This window comes from Humibacter sp. (genome assembly GCF_035547335.1).
GTDB lineage: Bacteria > Actinomycetota > Actinomycetes > Actinomycetales > Microbacteriaceae > Humibacter.
In genome coordinates this window covers 31,925-54,042 of record NZ_DASZVF010000002.1, presented here as the reverse complement: position 1 = coordinate 54,042, position 22,118 = coordinate 31,925, and the positions used below count along the sequence as shown (strand labels likewise).

Annotated in this window: 21 protein-coding genes; 16 read left to right on the top strand and 5 right to left on the bottom strand. The window is 68.5% G+C overall.

The window, feature by feature from the left end; genetic code table 11:
- Nucleotides 1-118 precede the first annotated feature (118 nt).
- Both VHB92_RS00275 and VHB92_RS00270 read left to right on the top strand, forming a co-directional pair.
- Nucleotides 119-2,434 carry a polyribonucleotide nucleotidyltransferase gene (locus VHB92_RS00275; RefSeq protein ID WP_325450220.1) on the top strand — a complete coding sequence of 772 codons (2,316 nt, stop codon included), beginning with the start codon at nucleotides 119-121 and terminating at the stop codon, nucleotides 2,432-2,434.
- Between the two features lie 269 nt (nucleotides 2,435-2,703).
- Complete coding sequence (locus VHB92_RS00270) at nucleotides 2,704-3,750, top strand: aldo/keto reductase (RefSeq protein WP_325450219.1); 1,047 nt, start codon at nucleotides 2,704-2,706, stop codon at nucleotides 3,748-3,750.
- A gap of 135 nt (nucleotides 3,751-3,885) precedes the next feature.
- On the opposite strand, the gene VHB92_RS00265 is transcribed toward VHB92_RS00270, so the two are convergent.
- Nucleotides 3,886-4,464: a helix-turn-helix domain-containing protein gene (locus VHB92_RS00265; protein WP_325450217.1), complete on the bottom strand. Its 579-nt coding sequence runs from the start codon at nucleotides 4,462-4,464 to the stop codon at nucleotides 3,886-3,888.
- A gap of 324 nt (nucleotides 4,465-4,788) precedes the next feature.
- Here VHB92_RS00265 and VHB92_RS00260 point away from each other — a divergent pair, with 324 nt between their 5' ends.
- Together VHB92_RS00260 and VHB92_RS00255 are read left to right on the top strand one after the other, a co-directional pair.
- On the top strand, nucleotides 4,789-6,153 hold the full coding sequence (locus tag VHB92_RS00260; RefSeq protein ID WP_325450215.1) for a pitrilysin family protein: 1,365 nt from the start codon (nucleotides 4,789-4,791) through the stop codon (nucleotides 6,151-6,153).
- Nucleotides 6,154-6,180: 27 nt separating this feature from the next.
- Nucleotides 6,181-6,783: a histidine phosphatase family protein gene (locus VHB92_RS00255; RefSeq protein ID WP_325450213.1), complete on the top strand. Its 603-nt coding sequence runs from the start codon at nucleotides 6,181-6,183 to the stop codon at nucleotides 6,781-6,783.
- A 164-nt stretch (nucleotides 6,784-6,947) separates the two neighbouring features.
- Here the strand turns inward: VHB92_RS00255 and VHB92_RS00250 are convergent, their stop codons facing one another.
- Nucleotides 6,948-7,445 (bottom strand): GNAT family N-acetyltransferase, encoded by a 498-nt coding sequence (locus tag VHB92_RS00250; protein WP_325450211.1) that lies wholly within the window; start codon nucleotides 7,443-7,445, stop codon nucleotides 6,948-6,950.
- 91 nt (nucleotides 7,446-7,536) lie between these two features.
- On the opposite strand from VHB92_RS00250, the gene dapB reads away from it, so the two are divergent.
- Complete coding sequence (dapB, locus tag VHB92_RS00245) at nucleotides 7,537-8,280, top strand: 4-hydroxy-tetrahydrodipicolinate reductase (RefSeq protein ID WP_325450209.1); 744 nt, start codon at nucleotides 7,537-7,539, stop codon at nucleotides 8,278-8,280.
- A gap of 23 nt (nucleotides 8,281-8,303) precedes the next feature.
- Nucleotides 8,304-8,732, top strand: a complete 429-nt coding sequence (locus VHB92_RS00240) for a tetratricopeptide repeat protein (protein WP_325450386.1) — start codon at nucleotides 8,304-8,306, stop codon at nucleotides 8,730-8,732.
- A 29-nt stretch (nucleotides 8,733-8,761) separates the two neighbouring features.
- Here VHB92_RS00240 and VHB92_RS00235 read toward each other — a convergent pair whose 3' ends face one another.
- From VHB92_RS00235 to VHB92_RS00225, 3 genes are all read right to left on the bottom strand, one after another.
- On the bottom strand, nucleotides 8,762-9,187 hold the full coding sequence (locus VHB92_RS00235) for an OsmC family peroxiredoxin (RefSeq protein WP_325450207.1): 426 nt from the start codon (nucleotides 9,185-9,187) through the stop codon (nucleotides 8,762-8,764).
- A 220-nt stretch (nucleotides 9,188-9,407) separates the two neighbouring features.
- Nucleotides 9,408-9,905 (bottom strand): DUF4395 domain-containing protein, encoded by a 498-nt coding sequence (locus tag VHB92_RS00230; protein WP_325450205.1) that lies wholly within the window; start codon nucleotides 9,903-9,905, stop codon nucleotides 9,408-9,410.
- Nucleotides 9,892-10,332, bottom strand: a complete 441-nt coding sequence (locus VHB92_RS00225) for a thioredoxin family protein (RefSeq protein WP_325450203.1) — start codon at nucleotides 10,330-10,332, stop codon at nucleotides 9,892-9,894. The genes VHB92_RS00230 and VHB92_RS00225 overlap by 14 nt, the downstream gene beginning before the upstream one ends.
- A gap of 152 nt (nucleotides 10,333-10,484) precedes the next feature.
- Between VHB92_RS00225 and dapA the strand changes: the two genes are divergently transcribed.
- The 10 genes from dapA to miaB all read left to right on the top strand — a co-directional run bounded on the left by dapA (nucleotide 10,485) and on the right by miaB (nucleotide 22,118).
- Complete coding sequence (gene dapA, locus VHB92_RS00220) at nucleotides 10,485-11,462, top strand: 4-hydroxy-tetrahydrodipicolinate synthase (protein WP_325450201.1); 978 nt, start codon at nucleotides 10,485-10,487, stop codon at nucleotides 11,460-11,462.
- An 89-nt stretch (nucleotides 11,463-11,551) separates the two neighbouring features.
- On the top strand, nucleotides 11,552-13,228 hold the full coding sequence (locus tag VHB92_RS00215) for a ribonuclease J (protein ID WP_325450199.1): 1,677 nt from the start codon (nucleotides 11,552-11,554) through the stop codon (nucleotides 13,226-13,228).
- Nucleotides 13,229-13,341: 113 nt separating this feature from the next.
- The gene (locus tag VHB92_RS00210) at nucleotides 13,342-16,170 is read left to right on the top strand and encodes an FtsK/SpoIIIE family DNA translocase (RefSeq protein WP_325450197.1); all 2,829 of its coding nucleotides are present in this window, start codon (nucleotides 13,342-13,344) and stop codon (nucleotides 16,168-16,170) included.
- Nucleotides 16,171-16,236: 66 nt separating this feature from the next.
- Nucleotides 16,237-16,845: a CDP-diacylglycerol--glycerol-3-phosphate 3-phosphatidyltransferase gene (gene pgsA / locus VHB92_RS00205; protein WP_325450195.1), complete on the top strand. Its 609-nt coding sequence runs from the start codon at nucleotides 16,237-16,239 to the stop codon at nucleotides 16,843-16,845.
- Nucleotides 16,842-17,345, top strand: coding sequence for a CinA family protein (locus VHB92_RS00200; protein WP_414653037.1), 504 nt, complete (start codon nucleotides 16,842-16,844; stop codon nucleotides 17,343-17,345). Before pgsA ends, VHB92_RS00200 begins: the two co-directional genes overlap by 4 nt.
- A gap of 222 nt (nucleotides 17,346-17,567) precedes the next feature.
- Nucleotides 17,568-17,879 carry a helix-turn-helix transcriptional regulator gene (locus tag VHB92_RS00195; protein WP_325450193.1) on the top strand — a complete coding sequence of 104 codons (312 nt, stop codon included), beginning with the start codon at nucleotides 17,568-17,570 and terminating at the stop codon, nucleotides 17,877-17,879.
- Nucleotides 17,880-18,062: 183 nt separating this feature from the next.
- A complete protein-coding gene (locus tag VHB92_RS00190; protein ID WP_325450191.1) occupies nucleotides 18,063-18,290 on the top strand; it encodes a DUF3046 domain-containing protein in 228 nt (75 codons plus the stop codon).
- A 300-nt stretch (nucleotides 18,291-18,590) separates the two neighbouring features.
- Entirely contained in the window at nucleotides 18,591-19,664 is a 1,074-nt protein-coding gene (gene recA / locus VHB92_RS00185) for a recombinase RecA (protein WP_325450189.1), read from the top strand.
- A gap of 16 nt (nucleotides 19,665-19,680) precedes the next feature.
- Nucleotides 19,681-20,427, top strand: a complete 747-nt coding sequence (locus VHB92_RS00180; protein ID WP_325450187.1) for a regulatory protein RecX — start codon at nucleotides 19,681-19,683, stop codon at nucleotides 20,425-20,427.
- Between the two features lie 71 nt (nucleotides 20,428-20,498).
- Entirely contained in the window at nucleotides 20,499-22,118 is a 1,620-nt protein-coding gene (gene miaB / locus VHB92_RS00175) for a tRNA (N6-isopentenyl adenosine(37)-C2)-methylthiotransferase MiaB (protein WP_325450185.1), read from the top strand.

Sequence of the window (22,118 nt, the reverse complement as noted above, 5' to 3'; positions counted from 1 at the left end):
TTCTACTGATGGCCGGCGCGGAGCGACCTCGCTCGGTTACGCCTGTTCTCCCGCACGTTCGGCGAGCGCGCCACGTCCACACGGGACGGCGCACGAACAAAAGGAGAAGAGACCTTAAATGGAAGGTCCAGAAATCAAGTTCGCCGAGGCCGTTCTCGACAACGGCCGTTTCGGCACCCGAACGGTCCGGTTCGAGACCGGGCGGCTGGCCCAGCAGGCGCAGGGCGCCGTCGCCGCCTACCTCGACGAAGACACCATGCTGCTGTCTGCGACCAGCGTGAGCAAGCACCCGAAGGACAACTTCGACTTCTTCCCGCTCACGGTCGACGTCGAGGAGCGCTCGTACGCTGCTGGCAAGATTCCCGGCTCGTTCTTCCGTCGCGAGGGACGTCCTTCGACGGAGGCCATCCTGGTCTGCCGTCTCATCGACCGCCCGCTGCGTCCGTCGTTCGTCGACGGCCTGCGCAACGAGGTGCAGATAGTCGTCACGGTGCTGAGCATCGCGCCCGACGAGTTCTACGACGCGCTCGCGATCAACGCGGCGTCCGCGTCGACGCAGATCTCCGGACTTCCGTTCTCCGGCCCGATCGCGGGTGTGCGCATGGCGTTCATCCCGGGCAACGGGGCGCACGAAGACCAGTGGGTCGCGTTCCCGAAGGCATCGCAGCTCGAGGAGGCCGTCTTCGACATCGTCGTCGCCGGTCGCGTGCTGACCAACGATGACGGCTCCGAGGGCGACGTCGCGATCATGATGGTCGAGGCGGAGGCCACCGAGAACAGCTGGAACCTCATCCAGGCCGGTGCCACCAAGCCCAGCGAGGACATCGTCGCCCAGGGTCTGGAGGCGGCCAAGCCGTTCATCCGCCAGCTCGTGGGAGCACAGGTCGTGCTCGCGCAGCAGTCGGCGAAGGAGATCGCCGAGTACCCGGTGTTCCTGCCGTACTCGCAGCTGAGCTACGACAACGTCGCGGGCCTCGCCTACGACGAGCTCGTGAACGTCTACCAGATCGCCGACAAGATCGAGCGTCAGAACGCCGACGACGCGCTCAAGGAGCGCACGAAGGCCGCCGTCGCCGAGAAGGTCGAGACCGGACACCTGCCGGTCGAGGTGCTCGAGCAGTTCTCCGCCGCGTACAAGGCGGTCACGAAGGTGGTCGTGCGTGGTCGCATCCTCCGTGAGGGCGTGCGCATCGACGGACGCGGTCTGCGCGACATCCGGCCGCTCGACGCCGAGGTGCAGGTCATCCCGCGCGTGCACGGCTCCGCGATCTTCCAGCGCGGCGAGACCCAGATCCTGGGCGTCACGACTCTGAACATGCTCAAGATGGAGCAGCAGATCGACTCCCTGTCGCCGGTGACGAAGAAGCGCTACCTCCACCACTACAACTTCCCGCCGTACTCGACCGGTGAGACCGGCCGCGTCGGCAGCCCCAAGCGTCGCGAGATCGGGCACGGCTACCTGGCCGAGCGCGCGCTCGTGCCCGTGCTGCCCAGCCGCGAGGAGTTCCCGTACGCGATCCGTCAGGTGTCCGAGGCGCTCGGCTCCAACGGGTCCACGTCGATGGGTTCGGTGTGCGCGTCCACGCTGTCCCTGCTGAACGCGGGTGTGCCGCTTCGCGCCCCCGTCGCCGGCATCGCCATGGGCCTCGTCTCCGACACGGTCGACGGCGAGACCCGCTATGCGGCCCTCACCGACATCCTTGGCGCGGAGGATGCCCTCGGCGACATGGACTTCAAGGTGGCGGGCACGAGCGAGTTCGTGACGGCTATCCAGCTCGACACCAAGCTCGACGGCATCCCGTCGTCGGTGCTGGCCGGCGCGCTGCAGCAGGCGAAGGATGCCCGCACCACGATCCTCTCGGTGCTCAACGCGGCGATCGATCGTCCGGACGAGATGGCGCCGACCGCTCCGCGCGTGATCAGCGTTCAGATCCCCGTCGACAAGATCGGCGAGCTGATCGGGCCGAAGGGCAAGACGATCAACGCGATCCAGGACGAGACCGGCGCCGACATCTCCATCGAGGAGGACGGCACCGTCTACATCGGCGCCGTCGACGGTCCGAGCGCCGAGGCGGCTCGCGCGCAGGTGAACGCGATCGCGAACCCCACCAACCCGGAGGTCGGCGACCAGTTCCTCGGAACCGTCGTGAAGATCGCCACGTTCGGTGCGTTCGTCTCGCTGCTGCCGGGACGCGACGGCCTTCTGCACATCTCCGAGGTGCGCAAGCTCGCCGGAGGCAAGCGGGTGGAGAACGTCGAGGACGTGCTCTCGGTCGGACAGAAGATCCTGGTGCAGATCACCAAGGTCGACGACCGCGGCAAGCTGTCCCTTCAGCCCGTCGTGGCCGAGGAGGCCGCCGGTGATGCAGCCGGCTCCGCCCCTGAGGGCGCTGCGGCGACGACGGTGGAGTCGACGGAGAACGTCGAGGCCTGACCTTTCGTTCGCATGATGCGCCCGCCCGGCTCCGGCCGAGGCGGGCGCGTTTGCGTATGTGGCCGCTGCTACGCGCCCCGTTCGGGGCGAGGAGTCGCACCTGCGGGTGCGCAGCATGCCATGTCTCGGCGCAATTTCAAAGATTTGGTAACGGTTCAATCGTTTCGACCGTGTCGCGGCCGACCCGTCAATTACGCTCGCAGCAACAGATGTGATGCGGCATCCCGCGTCGTGTCGGCTCGTGGGGGGCCTGGAGAGCTGGAGGGGTGATGGCACAGCCGTATCCCGTACGCGCACGGGAGCACGCCGGCCGTGGTGCCTCCGGTGTCGGTCCGGTGTTCGATGCTCGCATTGCGCCGGCCGACTACGACGGCGTCGCCACCGCTCCGCTGCCCATCGTCGCTCCTCGCCGGCTCGGCGAGACCGAGCTCGCGGTGTACCCGCTCGGCCTCGGCACCGCGGCACTGGCGCGGGCCGACGACATCGAACACGCGCAGGCGGTTCTCGACAGGTATCTGCACCTCGGCGGCAACCTGATCGTCACGTCGGACGCGCATGCGCTAGGTCTCGGCAACGCGATCGTGGGCGGCTGGATGCACCGCAGAGACTCGAGAGACGAGGTCGTGCTCGACCTCAGGGTGGGACGCGGAGACGAGAGTCCCGGACTGGGACAGGTCAATCTGGTGCGTTCCGTCGAGTCCGCACTGCGCAGGCTCGGCACCGACCGGGTCGACATCGTGACGCTCGAGGGCCCGGATCCCGACACGGCACTCTCCGACACGCTCGCCACCGTCGAGTGGCTCATCGACTCCGGAAAGGCGAGGTTCGTCGCATTCTCCGGCTTCGCGGCCGAGAGCCTCATGGAGGCGCGCGTGCTGTCCTCGTTCGGACTGCCGAAGGTCGCCGCCATCGAGGTGCCGTACAGCCTGATGAACCGCGCCACGTTCGAGGGCGATCTCCGTATCGTCTCGTCCGCCCAGTCGCTCGGCGTGCTCCCCGTCACCCCGCTCGCCCATGGCTTTCTGGCGGGCGCGTACCGTTCACGCTCAAACCTGGATGCCGCGGCTCGCCTCGCAGGAGTCGGAGGCTACCTCGGGCGGCGCGGACATCGCGTGCTCCAGGTGCTCGACCGTATCGCCGCGGAGCACGGCTGCAGCATGGTCACCATCGCGGTCGCGTGGCTCCTGGCCAAGCGCGGCGTGGTCGCTCCCATCGTGAATGTGGCGTCGGCGGTCGAGGTCGACGACCTGATGTCGGCATGCAGCGTGAGCCTGAGCCGCACCGACATGCTGGAGCTCGACCGGATCTCGGAGTGAACCGTCCAGGGTCCGCCTTCGGTCAGCGTGGTTCCCGCACGCTCGTAGCCTGTCCGCTTGTAGCCCGTCCGTTCGCGGTCGCGTCTGCTCGGCGCTCCGTTCGTTCGCGGTCCCGGTTCGTGCACCGGGCGCCGGTCAGGGGAGCAGTCGCTGCAGCGTGCGGTGAAGCGACGCTTCCGTCGCTGCCGGGTCGGCGACAGGGGCACCGCCGAAGGCGCCGTCCCTGGCCAGCAGGAGGTCGTCGGCCGCCGCCTGCGGGTCGGCCGACCCGGAGTCGGAGAAGAGGTCCACGAGGGTCGAGCGCAGCCACTCTCGCCACGCGGTGACGGCAGGTGTGACTGGGCCGGCGGCATCCAGCTGCGACGTCATCGCGTCCGTGAACGGACACCCGCGGAAGGGGCCGCGCCGCGACTCGGCGGCGACGCGGTCGACCATCGCACGCAGCACCGCTGCGGAGTCGTCCAGCGTCTCGCGGTCGGCCGCGACGGCTTGCTGCTCGCGCTCCGTGCGAGCCGTGACGACCGCGGCGATGAGGAGGTCCTTCGAGCGGTAGTGCTTGTAGAACGTCGCCTTCGTCACGTGCGACTGGGCGATGATGCGATCGACGCCGACGGCATGGGCGCCCTCGTCGTAGAAGAGACGGTCGGCCGTGACGAGGATCTTCACCTTGGCGGGAGCGGGCGGGCGCGAAGCATGGGCAGCCTGGTCTGGCATCCGTTCTTCCTCAACTCGGTGGGCTCGGGTTGTTCCACGACGAGTTCCCGTCGGAGACCTGCTGCAATTATAAAGAGGTAGACAATACGGTTTGTCCTCAAGAATGCGGACAGGTTGTCACCCGATTTCCTCGCCGGCCGACCTTTGAATGCGGTTATCGCGACTTCGTCACTCAGCGACTCAATCGGGCCCGGGGATGACGCGAGCGTCATCCCCGGGCCCTCAATCGCCGTTATCGCGACTTCGTCACTCAACGACTCAATCGGGTCGGCTGATGACGCAAGCGTCCTCAGCCAACCCTCAATCGCCGTTAGGCTGAGGGTGATGAACGGTGCCGTTGACCTCCCACTCGACCGCGCCGATCTCACGTTCGCGGCGTCCGGCGACGCCCTCGTCTCCCGCACGGTACTGCCGAGCGGGGTGCGGGTGCTGAGCGAACGCGTGCCCGGCGTACGCAGCGCGACGATCGGCTTCTGGTTCGGCGTCGGATCCCGTGACGAGACCGGCGAGGTGCCGGGCTCGACGGGGCATCCGTCGAGCTTCGGATCCACCCACTTCCTCGAGCATCTGCTGTTCAAGGGCACCAGCTCGCGCACGGCGTTCGACATCGCGATCTCGTTCGATGCGGTGGGCGGCGAGCACAACGCACTGACCGCCAAAGAGCAGACCTGCTACTACGCGAAGGTGCAGGACCGCGATCTGAGCATGGCGACAGCGGTGCTGGCCGACATGGTCACCTCGTCCGTACTCGATCCCACCGAGTTCGAGAACGAACGGGGCGTCATCCTCGAAGAGCTCGCGATGGCGGAGGACGACCCGGCTGACGCGGTCAACGAGAGATTCTTCTCGAGCGTCCTCGGCACGCATCCGATCGCGCGGCCCATCGGCGGCAACCCGGGCACGATCAACTCGGCGACGCGGGATGCCGTCTGGCAGCACTACCGCGCGAACTACCGGCCGCACGATCTGGTGGTGGCGGCTGCGGGGGCGGTCGACCACGCCACACTGGTCGCCGACGTCCAGCGAGCGCTCGCTGCAGGCGGCTGGCCGATGAGCGAGGCGTCCGCGCCGGTCGCCCGTCGCAGCAACCAGGAGGCCACGCTGGAGGGCGCGAGGCAGCTGGTGACGGCACGACGACCCATCGAGCAGACCCACCTCGTGATCGGTTCGCAGGGGCTGCGCGCGACCGACGACGCTCGCACCACCATGAGCGTTCTCAACGCCGTGCTCGGCGGCGGCATGTCGAGCAGGCTGTTCCAGGAGGTGCGCGAGAAGCGCGGACTCGCGTACGCCGTGTACTCGTTCGCAGCCGGATACTCCGACACCGGCGTCTTCGGCATGTACGCGGCGTGCGCGCCGCAGAAGACCCGGTCGGTCGCCGGCATCATGCTCGACGAGCTGCGCAGGCTCGCCGCCGACGGCATCGACCACGACGAGCTGGTCCGGGCCGTTGGTCAGCTCTCAGGCGGCTCCGCTCTCGCCTTGGAGGACTCCGACACGCGCATGACCAGGCTCGGCCGCTCCGAGCTCACGACCGGGGAGTTCGCCGACCTCGACGAGACCCTGCGCAGGCTCGCCCTCGTCACGGCGGACGACGTGCGCGAGCTGGCTTCGACTCTCGCGTCCCGTCCGCTCACCATCGCCGCAGTCGGAGCCGTCGACGACGACGTGTTCTCCGGCCTCATCTGATCGCCCCGATCCGTAAGGAACCGCAGTTTGCCCCACTACCTCTACCTCGTGCGTCACGGCGAGCAGCAGGATGCCGAACACGGCATGCCCGACGGCCCGCTCTCGCCGCGCGGCAAGCGCCAGGCCATGCTCATCGCCGAGCGGCTGGGCGGCGTGCCGTTCACGTCCGTCTACCACTCGCCGCTGCGCCGGGCCGAGGAGACGGCGAAGATCATGGCGGAGCGTCTGCCCGCGCTCGAGCCGGAACCGTCCAGCCTGCTCTTCGACTGCATCCCGTCCGGTCCGACCCCTGACATGCCCAAGGCGTTCGAGTCGTTCTTCGGCGGCATCACCGAAGCCGAGATCGAAGCCGGCCGCGCCCAGATGGCGGATGCCGTGAGCGAGTTCCTCGCACCGGCTCGCGCGGACCGCCACGACCTCCTCATCACGCACAACTTCGTGATCGGATGGTTCGTGAGGCACGTCTTCGACGCTCCTGAGTGGCGGTGGCTGGGTCTGAATCAGGCCAACTGCGGTCTCACCATCATCAGGGTGCGCTCGGCGAAGCCGCCGGTGCTCGTCGTGCACAACGACCTCGGGCACCTCCCCGTCGAACTGCGCACCGGGATGCCGGAGCTGCAGTCCGTCTGACCGCGCCGGGTCGGGCGGCCGCCGGCGAGTGCCGACCGGCGAGGGCCGGCCGGCGAGTGCGGCATCGAGTGCGGGCCAGCAGCGTGGCATCGAGTGCCGGCTAGCGCCGCCCGCGGTGGCCGTCGCCGACGGTCGGCCGCAGGTTCGCCCGGCGTCGCCCTCGGTCAGGCGGGACGATCGACGTCCTTCGCGTACCAGTGCGTGGCGTTCGGGTTGTCGTTGTACGGCTCGACCGAAACGTACCCCATGGTGCGGTACAGGTGTCCGGCCGCCTGCAGGCTCTCGTGCGTGTCCAGCACGAGCCGCCGTGCTCCGAGGCCGATCGCGCGGCGCTCCAGCTCCGTCAGCAGGGCACGGCCCCTTCCTCCGCCGCGTACAGCGGGGTCGAGCCAGAGGTGCTTGATCTCGAACCGGGGGAGCGGCTCTCCCGTCTCGTCGACGCCGTCCGCGATCCTGCGCACGCCGCCGCATCCGCATGGCGTGCCGTCGACGGCGACGACGAGGAACTCGCCGGCCGGCGGAACGAACGCCTCGGGATCGGGCATCGTGATCGTGTACCCGCGGTGCACGTCGGGGAACGACTCGGACCGGTCGGTGAAGTAGCGCCTGAGCAGGTCCTCCGCGACAGGGTCATCCGTGCGGGCACTCGTGAACGTCAGCATCGGTGACAGCTTACGGTTTCGGGACCATCGCCCGCCGAGGCGAGCGTCTGGGCGCGGTCCCCGGCGTGCCGCCGTTGATATCGTGAATCGCATGTCCATTCGTGTGGCCGTCGTCGGCGCGACCGGAAAGCTCGGCAGCGTCGCGGTCGACCTCATCGAGGCGGCTCCCGACCTCGAGCTCGTCGCCGCTCTCGGCTCCAAGAGCGATCTCGCCGACATGCTCGGCACCGAAGCGGCGCCGTCGGAGGTGGTGCTCGACGTGTCGGTGCCGGCCGTGAGCCCGACCATCGTCGACTACGCGCTGGATGCCGGCAGGAACGTCGTCGTGGGCACGTCGGGCTGGTCGGCAGCACGGCTGGCACCTCTGGGCGCGCGTCTGCGAGACCTGCCCGAGCTCGGCGTCATCGTGGTGCCCAACTTCTCGCTCGGCTCGGCGCTGGGCACCGCGTTCGCTGCGACCGCAGCGAAGTACTTCGACTCGATCGAGATCGTCGAGGCGCACGCCGCGTCGAAGATCGATTCGCCGTCCGGGACCGCCGTCCGCACGGCGGAGCTCATCGCCAGGGCCAGGGATGAGCGCGGACCCGTCGTCGCGCCGCACACCGACCAGCGGGCTCGCGGCCAGCAGGTGGCCGGTGTCGCCGTGCACAGCCTGCGCCTCGACGGGGTGATCGCGAAGCAGAGCGTCGTGCTCGGCGGGCAGGGTGAGACGCTGACCATCACACACGACACGACGGACCCGCGGGCCTACGCCGCAGGCATCCTGCACGCGCTGCGGTCGGCACCCGCTGCGCGCGGGCTCACCGTCGGCCTCGATCAGCTCCTGGGCCTGTGAGGGGGCGCGTCGCGGCCATCGTGATGGCCGTGCTCCTCGTGCTGTACCTCGTGCTCGTGGTCCGCTACGGAGTCATCCTGCTGGTCAGCGGATCCGGGGTCGGGGCCGCCATGGCGATCGCGCTGTTCGTGTTGTCGGCGATCGCGGCCTGGGCTCTGCTTCGCGAGCTGTGGTTCGGCGTGCAGACGCAGAGGCTCGTGCGCCTTCTCGAGGCCGAAGGCGGCCTTCCGGTCGACGACCTCCCGCACAGGGCGAGCGGGCGCCCGCTGCGCGACGCGGCCGACGAGGAGTTCCCGCAGTACAAGGCGGAGGTCGAGAGCGCGCCGGAGAGCTGGCGTGCCTGGTTCCGGCTCGGGCTCGCCTACGACGCCTCGGGCGACAGACGCAGGGCGAGGCACGCCATGCGGGAGGCGATCAAGCTCCACAGGGCGCATCCCGCGCCGTCCCGGTGACCGCCCGGCCGCGCTGAGAAGCCGCTGCCTCAGTTCAGCTCGGCCTCGATGGTGATCGGGATGCCGGCAAGCGCCCTCGACACCGGGCACGTGCGTTTGGCTTCGTCGGCCAGCTTCTGGAACTCCGATTCCTCCAGCCCGGGAACCGAGGCGTTGACGAGCAGATGGCTCCCCGTGATGCCCTGGGCGGCATCGAACGTGACGGCAGCCGTCACCTGGATGTTCTCCGGCGGTGTTCCGTGCCCGGCCAGGATGTTCGAGAACGCCATCGCGAAGCACGCGGAGTGAGCGGCGCCGATCAGCTCCTCTGGCGTGGTGACGCCTGCCTCGCCTTCTGACCGGGCTCGCCAGTCGACACCGAAGTGCGCGGCGTTCGACGAGTCGAGACTGACCTCGCCCGACCCGCTGAAGAGCTCTCCCCGCCAGACGGTGGTCGCTTCGCTCGTGATCGCCATGGTCGCTCCCTTGCTCGTTGCCGGTTGTGATGTCGATGTCCTGCACGCCTGCCTCGACCGGCCGGCGAGAAAGGACCTCACGCGCCGCCGCGGTACTGCGTGCGGGCGCCGTCGCTCCAGCGTAGGTGCGGGCGGTGGCGGCCGGAAAGTGGTTCGCGCAGGCCGGTCGTCACGCATCGCGGCCCGCCGCGGCCGCTGGAAGCTCCGCATGAGCGGGGTGTTAGGCCTCGGCGCGGCCCCGCCCTCCGATGCCGGTGCGAACGAGCACGAGGTACAGCTGGCATCCGAGGCAGTACCCGAAGACCGCGTTGAGGAACGCGGCGACGAACGCGAGCGCCGCACCCACGACCACCGCGTAGGGAACGCCCAGCAGCTGCAGCACAACCCCGAGCGCGGTGATCACGAAGCCCACGCCCTGCGCGAACGTAGGCGGCGTCGGGTCTTCCCGGTGCGCGGGCGGCTTCAGTCGGGGCCGGATGAGCGTGCGGTAGAGCACGCCCCACGGATGCCTCCTGATGCCGGCGGCAGCGCCCCAGAGGAAGAGCAGCGCCAGCGCGGCCAGGAGCACGGTCGCCACCGGGGCCGTTCCCTCTGCCAGTCCGAGGAACACGGTCAGCAGGAGCAGGGCCGCGGTGATCCCGGCGCCGAATCGAGGCGCACGCGGATCGATGCCCTGCTGATCCTTGGTCGATCGCGTCGGGGTCTCAGGCGACGACATGGTCCTCCTCGGTGAGCTCTTCGATCCGCGCCGCCACGTCGGCGGCACGGGGGACGCCGACGATGCGCGAGGCGATGCGGCCCGCCGCGTCCAGCAGCAGGATCGTCGGGGTCTGCACGATTCCGAGCCGGCCCGCCAGTTGCGGTCGTCGGCCGAGATCCACGTCCGCGTACCGCACGCCGCGCGGTTCGGATGCCAGCGGCGTCAGGATGCGCTCGGCGACGCGACAGGGGCCGCAGTACACGGTCGAGAACTGCACGATCGTGGCGCTCGCCCCCAGCGGAGCATCCAGACCGAGCAGTTCCGCGGTGAGACGTTTGCCGGAAGCGTGCCGCACGCGGCCGGAGCGCACACGGCCGAGGACACCGATCAGCGTCGCGACCGCGACGAGCGCGGCGATGACGACGAGGGCGGTGAGCGGATTCATGGCGAAGGCCACGCTATGTGCCGCCCGGCCGCGCCGGGGCTCTGTGACGCAGCGTGACATGGCAGGCGATCCCGATGGCCGGGCCATGTCGTGTGCGCACGGAGATCGCCGATGCGAGCTTCCCTCCGCCAAGCCGCGATAGCCTGATTCACGTGTCCAGGTCAGAGAATCCCTTCGGTCAGGTCCTCGTCGCGCTCGTGACACCGTTCACCGCCGACGGTGAAGTCGACTGGCCGGGAGTGGAGAAGCACCTCGACGACGTGATCGCGCACGGTGCCGACGGCATCGTCATCTCCGGAACCACCGGTGAGACGTCGACTCTGACCGACCGGGAGAAGCTGCGTCTCATCGAGGTCGGCCTGGATGTCGCAGCGGGCCGCGCGAAGATCATCCAGGGCGGCGGGTCGAACGAGACGGCCCACGCCATCCAGCTGTACAAGGCGAGCGAGAAGGCGGGCGCCGACGGCGTCATGATCGTCACGCCGTACTACAACAAGCCGACTCAGGCCGGCATCCTCACCCACTTCCGCCTCATCGCCGACGCCACCGATCTGCCGGTGATCCTCTACGACATCCCCGGCCGCACGGGCGTGCCGATCAAGTACGACACCATCCTGCGAGCGGCGAAGCATCCGAACATCCTGGCCGTCAAGGATGCCAAGGGCGACTTCGCGGAGGTCTCGCGCGTTCTCAACAACACCGACCTCATGTACTTCTCCGGCGCTGACGAGAACATCCTGCCGCACCTCGCGATCGGAGCGACGGGACTCATCGGCGTGACGGCCAACATCGCCCCCGGCCCCTACCGGCAGATCGTGGACGCGGTCAACCGCGGCGACCTCGCCGCAGCGACGGCTCAGCACCAGAAGCTGGAGCCACTCGTGCGCGCCGTCATGACGCACGTGCCGGGCACGGTCGCCGCCAAGTACGTGCTGCACGGCCTTGGCCGCATCCAGAGCCCGCGCGTGCGTCTTCCGCTCGTCGGCCCCGAGGACTTCGAGGCGGCGCAGATCGAGTCCGACCTCGATCTCGTGCACGACATCGACGGTCTCGACCTCACGAACTTCCGTCCTGACCGCAACGCGGCTGCAGGTGGAGCGCTCCCCAAGGTGGCAGGCACGACGCGCTGACGCCACCGCACCGGTCGGCGTCGCCGGCCGGATCAGCACAGGCGGATCGGCCAGTCGGCGATCGGCCGGAAACAACGGAGGCACGGCATATGCCCGACTCGGTATACGACCCGCCCGCGCTCGAACCGGGAACGCTGCGCGTGATCCCCACCGGCGGCCTCGGCGAGGTCGGCCGCAACATGACGGTCTTCGAGATCGACGGCAAGATCCTCATCGTCGACTGCGGCGTGCTGTTCCCCGAGCAGGACCAGCCGGGTGTCGACCTCATCCTCCCGGATTTCTCTCCGGTACGGGACCGGCTCGACGACGTGCTGGGCGTCGTGCTGACGCACGGGCATGAGGACCACATCGGAGCCGTTCCCTATCTGCTCAGGCTGAAGCCGGACATCCCGCTCCTCGGTTCGAGCCTGACGCTCGCACTCGTCGAGGCGAAGCTCAAGGAACACCGCATCCAGCCCTACACACTCACCGTGAAAGAGGGCCAGCGGGAACAGCTCGGCCCGTTCTCGCTCGAGTTCGTGGCCGTCAATCACTCCATTCCCGACGCGCTCGCGGTGGCGATCCGCACGAGCGCAGGTCTCGTGCTGCACACGGGTGACTTCAAGATGGACCAGCTGCCGCTGGATGACCGGCTCACCGATCTGCGCGCGTTCGCCAGGCTCGGCGAAGAGGGCGTCGACCTGTTCCTCGTCGACTCCACGAACGCCGACGTCCCCGGCTTCACGGCGTTGGAGCGCTCGATCGGACCTGTGCTCGACACGGTCATCGCGCGAGCGCCTCGCCGTGTGATCGTCGCGAGCTTCTCCAGCCACGTGCACAGGGTTCAGCAGGTGCTGCATGCGGCGGCCGCGAACGGGCGTCGGGTCGCGCTCCTCGGAAGGTCGATGGTGCGCAACATGACGATCGCAGCAGACCTCGGCTACCTGCACGTCCCAGAGGGCGTCCTCATCGACTACAAGAAGGCCGCAGACCTGCCTGACGACCGCATCGTCTACATGTCGACGGGGTCGCAGGGCGAGCCCATGGCCGTGCTGGCGCGCATGGCGAACCTCGACCACCAGATCGAGGTGGGCAAGGGAGACACCGTCATCCTCGCGTCGAGCCTCATCCCAGGCAACGAGAACGCGGTGTACCGGGTGATCGACGGCCTGACCAAGCTGGGAGCCACCGTCGTGCACAAAGGCAACGCGAAGGTGCACGTGTCAGGTCACGCCGCCGCCGGCGAGCTGCTGTACTGCTACAACATCCTCAAGCCGCGCAACGTCATGCCCGTGCACGGCGAATACCGCCACCTGGTGGCCAATGCGAAGCTGGCCCAGGACACCGGAGTGCCGGAGCAGAACACGATCCTCGCCGAAGACGGCAGCGTGATCGACCTTCGCGACGGCGTCGCGAAGGTCGTCGGACAACTCGACCTCGGCTTCGTCTACGTCGACGGCGCTTCCGTCGGCGAGATCACGGATGCCGACCTCAAGGACCGCAGGATCCTCGGCGAAGAGGGCTTCATCTCGATCATCGTGGTGGTGGAGGCCGCCACGGGCCGCATCATCACGGGTCCCGAGATCCACGCCAAGGGCTTCGCCGAAGACGACGCGGTGTTCGACGACGTCAAACCCAAGATCGCGGCCGCACTCACGGATGCCTCCCAGAACGGCGTGCGGGATGCCCACGCGCTCAGCCAGGTCGTGCGCCGCACCGTCGGGCGGTGGGTGAACACGAGCTACCGTCGCCGCCCGATGATCGTGCCGCTGGTCATCGAGGCGTGACGCCGTAACGCGCGGCGCAGCGTCTGCACGCGCTCTCGAGCACGGCATGCATCATCTGGGCGACACCGCGCGCGCTCCCGGCCCGTGACGGATGCCGCCGCTACCTTTGTTCCATGGCCACGAGCACCAAGTCGACGTCGCGCGCCCGCGCGCGCAGCGCATCGGCCACGCGCGCACCCTCGAGGCAGGCGGCGACCCAGAAGACCAAGGTTCTGCCCACGGCGGAGCCTGAGCGCGGCGTCCTGTCGAAGGCATGGCTGGGCCTCGCCCATGTGGTCGGCGGTGCGGCGCGCGCCTTCGGCCCGGAGAAGCTCGCGAAAGAGGAGCGCAGGGACGGGCTGCCGTTCTTCATCGTGCTGCTCGCCGTCGCCGGCGCGGTCGTCGAATGGTTCCTGATCGACAACGCCGTGGCCCAGCAGCTGGATGCCTGGACGTTCGGCGGACTCTTCGGCCGCGTCGCGTTCGGGCTCCCGGTCGTGATGCTGCTGCTCGCGATCTGGCTGTTCCGGCATCCGGCGTCGGTCCACGACAACACGCGCATCGGGATCGGACTCGCGCTGCTGCTGGTCACGGTCTCCGCGCTGTGTGAGATCTTCTCGGCGCGCCCGCAGCCCAGCGACGGCATCGTCGAGCTGGCGAAGGCCGGGGGAGTGATCGGCTGGATGGTCGGCGCGCCGCTCGTCGCGGTCGCCACCCCGATCGGCGCAGGAGCGATCGTCGTCGTCCTGCTCCTACTGAGCATCCTGATCATCACCAAGACGCCGCCCAACCGCATCGGGCGGCGACTCGGCGAGCTGTACTCCTACCTCTTCGGTGCCCAGGCGCCGGCCGAGGATGCCGAACAGGTCGAAGCTGACGACGAGGAGTCAGGTCGCCGTAAGGCGCGTCGCGGCAAGGAATCGTCAGACGACGAGCAGCCGCCCCAGGACGAGAACATGCCCTGGTGGCGCCGCAACAAGAGCGGGCGCGAGGTCGACCCCGAGTTCGAGCCGGCAGGCACGTCGTTCACCGACGTGCTCGGGCTCGACTCTGCGGGCACCGGCGGCTTCGACACGGCTCTCGAACCGGCTCCGCAGGACTACAAGACCGAGGTGCTCGCCGATCTGCAGGATGCCGAGAACGCCGTGAGCCGGTTCACGGGCGACGTCGCTCGTGCAGGCAACCATCCGACGGGCCTGCGCCCCGACACGGCGACGGCCGTGCTGCCGGGGTTCGGCGGGCTCTCCGACGACGACTTCGACGCGGCGGCAGCTGAGGCGTCGAAGCCTCTCGAGCAGTTGCCTGACGCGCCCTACGTGCTGCCCGCCGCCTCAACGCTGTCGGCCGGCACACCGGCCAAGACGCGGTCGGCGGCCAACGACGAGGTGGTCGCCGCCATCACGTCCGTGCTTGACCAGTTCCAGGTGGATGCGCGCGTCACCGGGTTCTCCCGGGGCCCGACCGTGACTCAGTACGAGATCGAGCTCGGACCCGGCGTCAAGGTGGAGCGCGTCACGGCGCTCAGCAAGAACCTGGCGTACGCCGTCGCCTCGAACGAGGTGCGCATCCTGTCGCCCATCCCAGGCAAGAGCGCGATCGGCGTCGAGATCCCGAACTCCGATCGAGAGATCGTCTCGCTGGGAGACGTGCTGCGTTCGGCCGCCGCCACCAACAGCCACCATCCGATGACGATCGGCGTGGGCAAAGACGTGAGCGGCAACTTCGTCGTTGCGAACCTCGCGAAGATGCCTCACCTTCTCGTCGCAGGCTCGACCGGCTCCGGAAAGTCGAGCTTCGTGAACTCGATGATCACGAGCCTGCTGATGCGGGCGAAGCCGAGCGACGTCCGCATGGTGCTCGTCGACCCGAAGCGCGTCGAGCTCGCGGTCTATGCGGGAGTGCCCCACCTCATCACGCCCATCATCACGAGCCCGAAGAAGGCCGCCGAGGCGCTGCAGTGGGTCGTCAAAGAGATGGACATGCGCTACGACGATCTGGCGAGCTTCGGCTTCCGCCACATCGACGACTTCAACAAGGCGGTGCGCAACGACGAGATCGTGCTGCCTGAGGGCAGCGAGCGCAAGCTCAAGCCCTATCCGTACCTGCTCGTGGTCGTCGACGAGCTGGCCGACCTCATGATGGTCGCGCCGCGCGACGTCGAAGACTCGATCGTGCGCATCACGCAGCTGGCTCGCGCCTCCGGCATCCACCTCGTGCTCGCCACCCAGCGTCCGTCGGTCGACGTGGTCACCGGACTCATCAAGGCCAACGTGCCCTCCAGGCTCGCCTTCGCGGTGACCAGCGTGACGGACTCGCGCGTCATCCTCGACCAGCCGGGCGCGGACAAGCTCATCGGACAGGGCGACGGCCTCTTCCTGCCGATGGGGGCGTCGAAGGCCATCCGGGTGCAGGGCGCGTGGGTGGCCGAGAGCGAGATCCAGCGCGTCGTCGACCATGTGACGAGCCAGGCGCGGCCGGAGTACCGGCAGGATGTCGCGGCTGGCCCGGAGAAGAAGCAGATCGACTCCGACATCGGCGACGACCTTGAGCTGCTGCTCGCCGCAGCCGAGCTCGTCGTCTCGAGTCAGTTCGGGTCGACGTCGATGCTGCAGCGCAAGCTCCGCGTCGGATTCGCCAAGGCAGGCCGGCTCATGGACCTGCTGGAGTCCAGGGACATCGTCGGGCCCTCGGAGGGGTCGAAGGCGCGTGACGTGCTGGTCACACCAGAGCAGCTGCCGCAGGTCATGGCGCGACTGCGCGGAGGGGATGCCCAGCCCACGTCCGTCGCGGGCTCCGCCGGGCAGGGTGGGCAGCAGGGATCCCAGCAGCCGACGTTCCAGCAGCCGGCGAGCGAAGGGGACGAGCGCTACGACGACGATCCCGTCGGCCGGCAGTCGGCCGGCCTCGAAGAGGTCGACGGCGATCCCGACGAGGACGCCTGGGGACTCACCGGACGTGACTGACGCGGGAAAGGGGAGGGCGCGGGTCGCGCCTTCCCGCCGGGTCGCGCGCGACCGTAGGCTTGCAGCATGACCGATCCCGGCGGCGCCGCCGCGCCGACCGCTCCCGGCAACTTCAATCTGCCCAACCTCATCACCGTCGTGCGCATCCTGCTCGCGCCGGTGTTCTTCTGGCTGCTGCTGGCGGATGCCGGTGCCGACGGCGTCCTGCGCTGGATCGCCGCGGCGCTCTTCATCCTCGCGATCGCCACAGACGGCATCGACGGCGCGATCGCACGCCGGCGCGGCATGGTCACCGATCTCGGCAAGATCCTCGATCCCGTTGCAGACAAGCTGCTCACCTCCGGCGCTCTGGTCTGCCTGTCGATCCTCGGCGAACTGTGGTGGTGGGTGACGATCGTGATCGTGGTGCGCGAGGTCGGCATCACGGTGTGGCGCATGGTCGAGCTCCCGCGTGGGAACGTCATGCCGGCCGGGCGCGGCGGCAAGCTCAAGACCGTCGCGCAGGCCGTCGCCATCTCGTTCGCGCTCGCCCCGCTGTGGACGATCGTCGGCAACGGTGTGTTCTGGTTGAACTGGGTGCTCATGGGCATCGCTCTGGTGCTCACGGTGTGGTCGGGCCTCGACTACCTGTGGGAGGCGTACCGGTTGCGCAGAGCAGAGCGAGGCCGCGCGTGACGCCGTCGCAGGCGGTGGGACAGGATGCGACGGCCGCCCTTCTCGCGCGCCTCGCGGCGCAGGGGCTCACCATCGCGGTCGCCGAATCCCTCACGGGCGGAGCGCTCACCGCGGAGCTCACGAGGCCGGCCGGCGCGTCGGCGGTCGTCGTCGGCGGAGCGGTCGTATACGCCACGGCACTAAAGCACACGCTCATCGGAGTGGATGCCGCGCTCTTGGCGGAGCAGGGACCCGTGCATCCCGAGGTGGCCAGGCAGCTGGCGCGTGGCGTGCGCACAGCGCTCGAGGTCGACGGCAGACCGGCGGACGTCGGCGTGGCCACGACGGGTGTCGCCGGGCCGGACAGTCAGGGCGGACGCGATCCTGGCACGGTGTTCATCGGAGTATCCATCGGCGAGCAGGACGAGGCGATCGAGCTCGAGCTCGCCGGCGACCGCGCGGAGATCAGGCAGGCATCCGTGTGCGCTGCGGTGCAGGCGTTGACCGATCGGCTTCTCTAGCGCTGCGGCTTCGGAGCCGGGCTGCTGCCTGCCTTCCGGATGCGAGCCGTCGGGAGCCGGAATGACGGCGTGGAATAGCACACATACCGAGTTGGTTACACAAGATGTACTCACACCCAAACCCCAGTCATCGATGGTTAGAGTTTCAGGCACCGGATGCGCATAGCGTTGAAGCATCCTGAGCGATCGAAGGTTGTGGCAGGAAGAGAAAAGGAGGCTCCAATGATTCTTGTACGTCAAGAAATCGGCGACGTGCTACGGGACTTCCGCCTGCAGAAGGGGCGCACTCTTCGTCAGGTCGCGAGCCGGGCGAGTGTCGCTCTCGGCTATCTCAGCGAGGTCGAGCGTGGTCAGAAAGAGGCCTCGAGCGAGATCCTCGCCTCGGTCGCCGACGCACTGGACACGCCGATCTCCGTGATCATGCGCGAGGTGGGCGACAGGCTGGCTGTGCTCGAGGGCATCGACCAGGTCATCCCCGACACGGTTCCCGACGAGTTCGTGGCCGCGCTCGACGCGGATCTCGTCGCTCACTGAGCGACACCTCGCACGACGTCCGTGACGCCCCGCTTCGGCGGGGCGTCACCCGTTTAAACCGTCTGCACGGATGCGGGACGCGACCGGTCTGCGCCGATGCGGGACGCGATCGGCCCGGTCGTGCGGGACCGGGATCTATACCGAGTTCGACCGCGATCGTGCACGTCGCCTTATGCTGTCGCGGTGCGGGCGAGTGAATTCCGGCGGGCCGTGGCGACCGAGTTCGGCGAGCAGTATGGCCGCGCGCTGTTGCGCGACCTGGTGATCGACAAGCTCGGATATCGCACGGGGGATCAGGCGCTGGCGGCGGGCGTGCCCGAGCGTGACGTGTGGCTGGCGCTGTGCGAGACGATGGAGGTGCCGGTCGAACGGCGGCACGGTGTGGGGCTGCCCGACCCGAGGAAGCGTTGACGCGGCAGTCGTCAGGCGAGGGCGGCAACCGGCGGCGGGGCTAGTAGGACGACGTCTCGGCACGGGTGCCGATTCAGCGATGTGCGGCCTCGTCCGAGCCGCTGCATCCAGCCCCTGCAGGGTGCGACACGCCCCGGTGACATACGAAGACATGTTCGGTTGTTGGTACTCTGAGGCCACAGACCTAGTCGAAGCGACTTATCCACGTCAGGCCGGCCGAACACCTGATATGTCGTACGTGCGGCATACGGTACGAAGCAGCGATTCACGACGACTGTTCCGGCGAAAGGAAGCCACACCATGCCCACCCCAGCAGATCGCGAAAAGGCTCTCGAGACCGCGCTCGCCCAGATCGATCGGCAGTTCGGCAAGGGCTCCGTCATGCGCCTGGGCAGTGACGAGAGGGCTCCCGTCGAGGTCGTTCCGACCGGATCGATCGCGCTCGACGTGGCACTCGGCATCGGCGGCCTCCCGCGCGGGCGCATCGTGGAGATCTACGGTCCCGAGTCCTCCGGCAAGACCACGTTGACCCTCCACGCGATCGCCAACGCCCAGAAGGGCGGCGGCATCGCCGCGTTCGTCGACGCCGAGCACGCCCTCGACCCCGAGTACGCGAAGAAGCTCGGCGTCGATATCGACTCGCTCCTCGTCTCACAGCCCGACACGGGGGAGCAGGCGCTCGAGATCGCCGACATGCTCGTGCGAAGCGGATCGATCGACCTCATCGTCATCGACTCGGTGGCCGCGCTCGTGCCGCGGGCGGAGATCGAAGGCGAGATGGGCGACTCGCATGTGGGCTTGCAGGCGCGTCTGATGTCGCAGGCGCTGCGCAAGCTGACCGGCGCGCTCAACCAAACGAACACCACGATGATCTTCATCAACCAGCTGCGCGAGAAGGTCGGCGTGTTCTTCGGGAGCCCCGAGACCACATCGGGCGGCAAGGCGCTCAAGTTCTATGCGTCGGTTCGCCTCGACATCCGTCGTATCGAGACGCTCAAGGACGGGACGGACGCCGTCGGAAACCGTACGCGCGTCAAGGTCGTCAAGAACAAGATGGCTCCGCCCTTCAAGCAGGCCGAGTTCGACATCCTGTACGGCGTCGGCATCTCCCGTGAGGGCAGCCTGCTCGACTACGGCGTCGATCAGGGCATCGTGAAGAAGTCCGGTGCCTGGTACACGTACGACGGCGACCAGCTCGGGCAGGGCAAGGAGAACTCCCGCAACTTCCTGATCGCCAATCCCGATATCGCGGCGGATATCGAGCACAAGATCCTGGTCAAGCTCGGTGTGATCACCGATCCGAACGCCACAGCGGACAGCGCGTCTAACGTCGAGTCGATCGAGCCGAAGATCGCTCAGCGCAAGGGCGCCTGACCGGAACGAGATCACGATGGTGGTGCAGTTTCCGCCGGCGGGATCCGGCAGCGGCCGGGCAGGTGGCCGCACCGGATCGGGTGAGCGTCTGGCGCCCGTGACGTACCTGCCGGGGGCCAAGCCGTCGGATGCCGCGCAGCAGGCGCTCGCCCGCGTGCGCGAGGTCGAGCCGCGGGAGTCCCGTTCCGACGGCACGGGAAGGTCCGACCGCACGGGAAGGTCCGACGGATCAGCCAGGTCCGACGGCACAGGCAGGCGCGACCGCAAGGCCGCAAGGGCCAACAACGTCGCCATCCATCAGCTTGCGCGTCGTGGCATGTCCAGATGGGAGCTCGAACAGGTGCTCGCCAAGCGCGAGGTGGACGAACGAACGGCCGCGGCCGAGCTCGACCGCCTCGAGAGCATCGGCTTGGTGGACGACGCGGCCCTCGCGGTGTCCCTGGTCTACGCCATGCACACCCGCAAGGGCGCCGGCCGGTCGGCCATCGAACTAGAGCTCCGCAGACGGCATCTCGACGAGACGGTCATCGGCGACGCCATGGCCGAACTCGATGGAGACGACGAGCTGGAGCGTGCGACCGAGCTGGCGGTTGCGCGAGCCAGACAGCTGCGCGCGCTCGACTACGAGGTCGCGGCGCGTCGGTTGAGCGGATACCTGGCGCGCAAAGGCTACGACGGCGACGTCGTGCGCGGTGCCGTCCGGCAGGCGTTGAGCGGCCATCCGCCTGGCTCCGACGGCGGCGGAAGCGTGCGATTCCGGTGAGAGGCGTGCGTTCCCGGTGAACCGGGCTCGGGTCCATCGCACCGGAACGCAAACGTAGACTAGTGCGCACTATGAGCATTGCCGATCGAATCCGACCCAGTTCGGCGCCGACGTCGATCGCGGTGTCGGATGCCGCCATCGAGCCCGACGGGCGCGTGCGCACGTACGAGGTGCGCACCTTCGGCTGCCAGATGAACGTGCACGACTCCGAACGGCTGAGCGGCTCGCTCGAGGCGGCCGGCTACGTTCCGGCGGCCGGAGCCGAAGCCGATGTCGTGGTGATCAACACGTGCGCGGTTCGCGAGAACGCGGACAACAAGCTGTATGGCAACCTCGGCCACCTGGCTTCGGTGAAGCGCAGGCACGCAGGCATGCAGATCGCCGTCGGCGGATGCCTCGCGCAGAAGGACAAGAACGTCATCCTCGAGAAGGCGCCGTGGGTCGACGTGGTCTTCGGCACGCACAACATGGGTTCGCTGCCGAACCTGCTCGAGCGTGCCAGGCACAACCACGAGGCGCAGCTCGAGATCCTCGACTCGCTCGAGACCTTCCCCTCCACCCTGCCGACCAAGCGGGACTCGACGTACAGCGGCTGGGTGTCCATCTCGGTGGGATGCAACAACACCTGCACGTTCTGCATCGTGCCGTCGCTGCGCGGCAAGGAGAACGACCGCCGCCCTGGCGACGTGCTCTCCGAGATCAAGTCCCTCGTCGACGACGGCGCGATCGAGGTCACCTTGCTCGGACAGAACGTGAACTCCTACGGGGTGGACTTCGGCGACCGGCTCGCCTTCGGCAAGCTGCTGCGTGCTGCGGGAGAGATCGAAGGGCTGGAGCGCATCCGATTCACCTCGCCGCATCCGGCCGCGTTCACCGACGATGTCATCGACGCCATGGCGGAGACGCCGGCGGTGATGCCCCAGTTGCACATGCCGCTCCAGTCCGGATCCGACCGCATCCTCCGGGCCATGCGGCGCAGCTACCGCTCGGCCAAGTTCCTGGGCATCCTCGAGCGCGTTCGCGATCGCATCCCGGATGCCGCGATCAGCACGGACATCATCGTCGGATTCCCCGGCGAGACGGAAGAGGACTTCCAGGACACCCTCCGCGTGGTCGAGCAGGCGCGGTTCGCGTCGGCGTTCACGTTCCAGTACTCGGCGCGTCCGGGAACCCCAGCGGCCACCATGGACGCGCAGGTGCCGAAAGACGTCGTGCAGGACCGTTACGACCGCCTCATCGCGCTGCAGGAGCGAATCGGTCTGGAAGAGAACGAGAAGCTGGTCGGCCGCGAGGTGCGCGTACTCGTGTCGACGGGCGAGGGCAAGAAGGACGCCGAGACGCACCGGATGAGCGGTCGCGCCGAGGACAGCAGGCTCGTGCATTTCGAGATCCCCGACGGATCCGACGTTCCCCGGCCGGGAGACGTCGTGACGGTTCGCATCACGCACGCCGCCCCCTTCCACCTGCTTGCGGATGCCCAGGCGGGAGTGCCGCTCGCCGTGCGTCGCACCCGTGCCGGCGACGCCTGGGATCGCGCGGAGGCCGAGTCGTGCGCCGTCCCGTCTCATGGGGCATCCGGCGCGGAAGGCCGCGTCTCGCTCGGGCTTCCGACGTTGCGGTCGCGCCTCGACGTCGGCACATCGGCGGGACCGACGACGCCGATCTACGACCTGGCAGACGGCGAGCGGTGA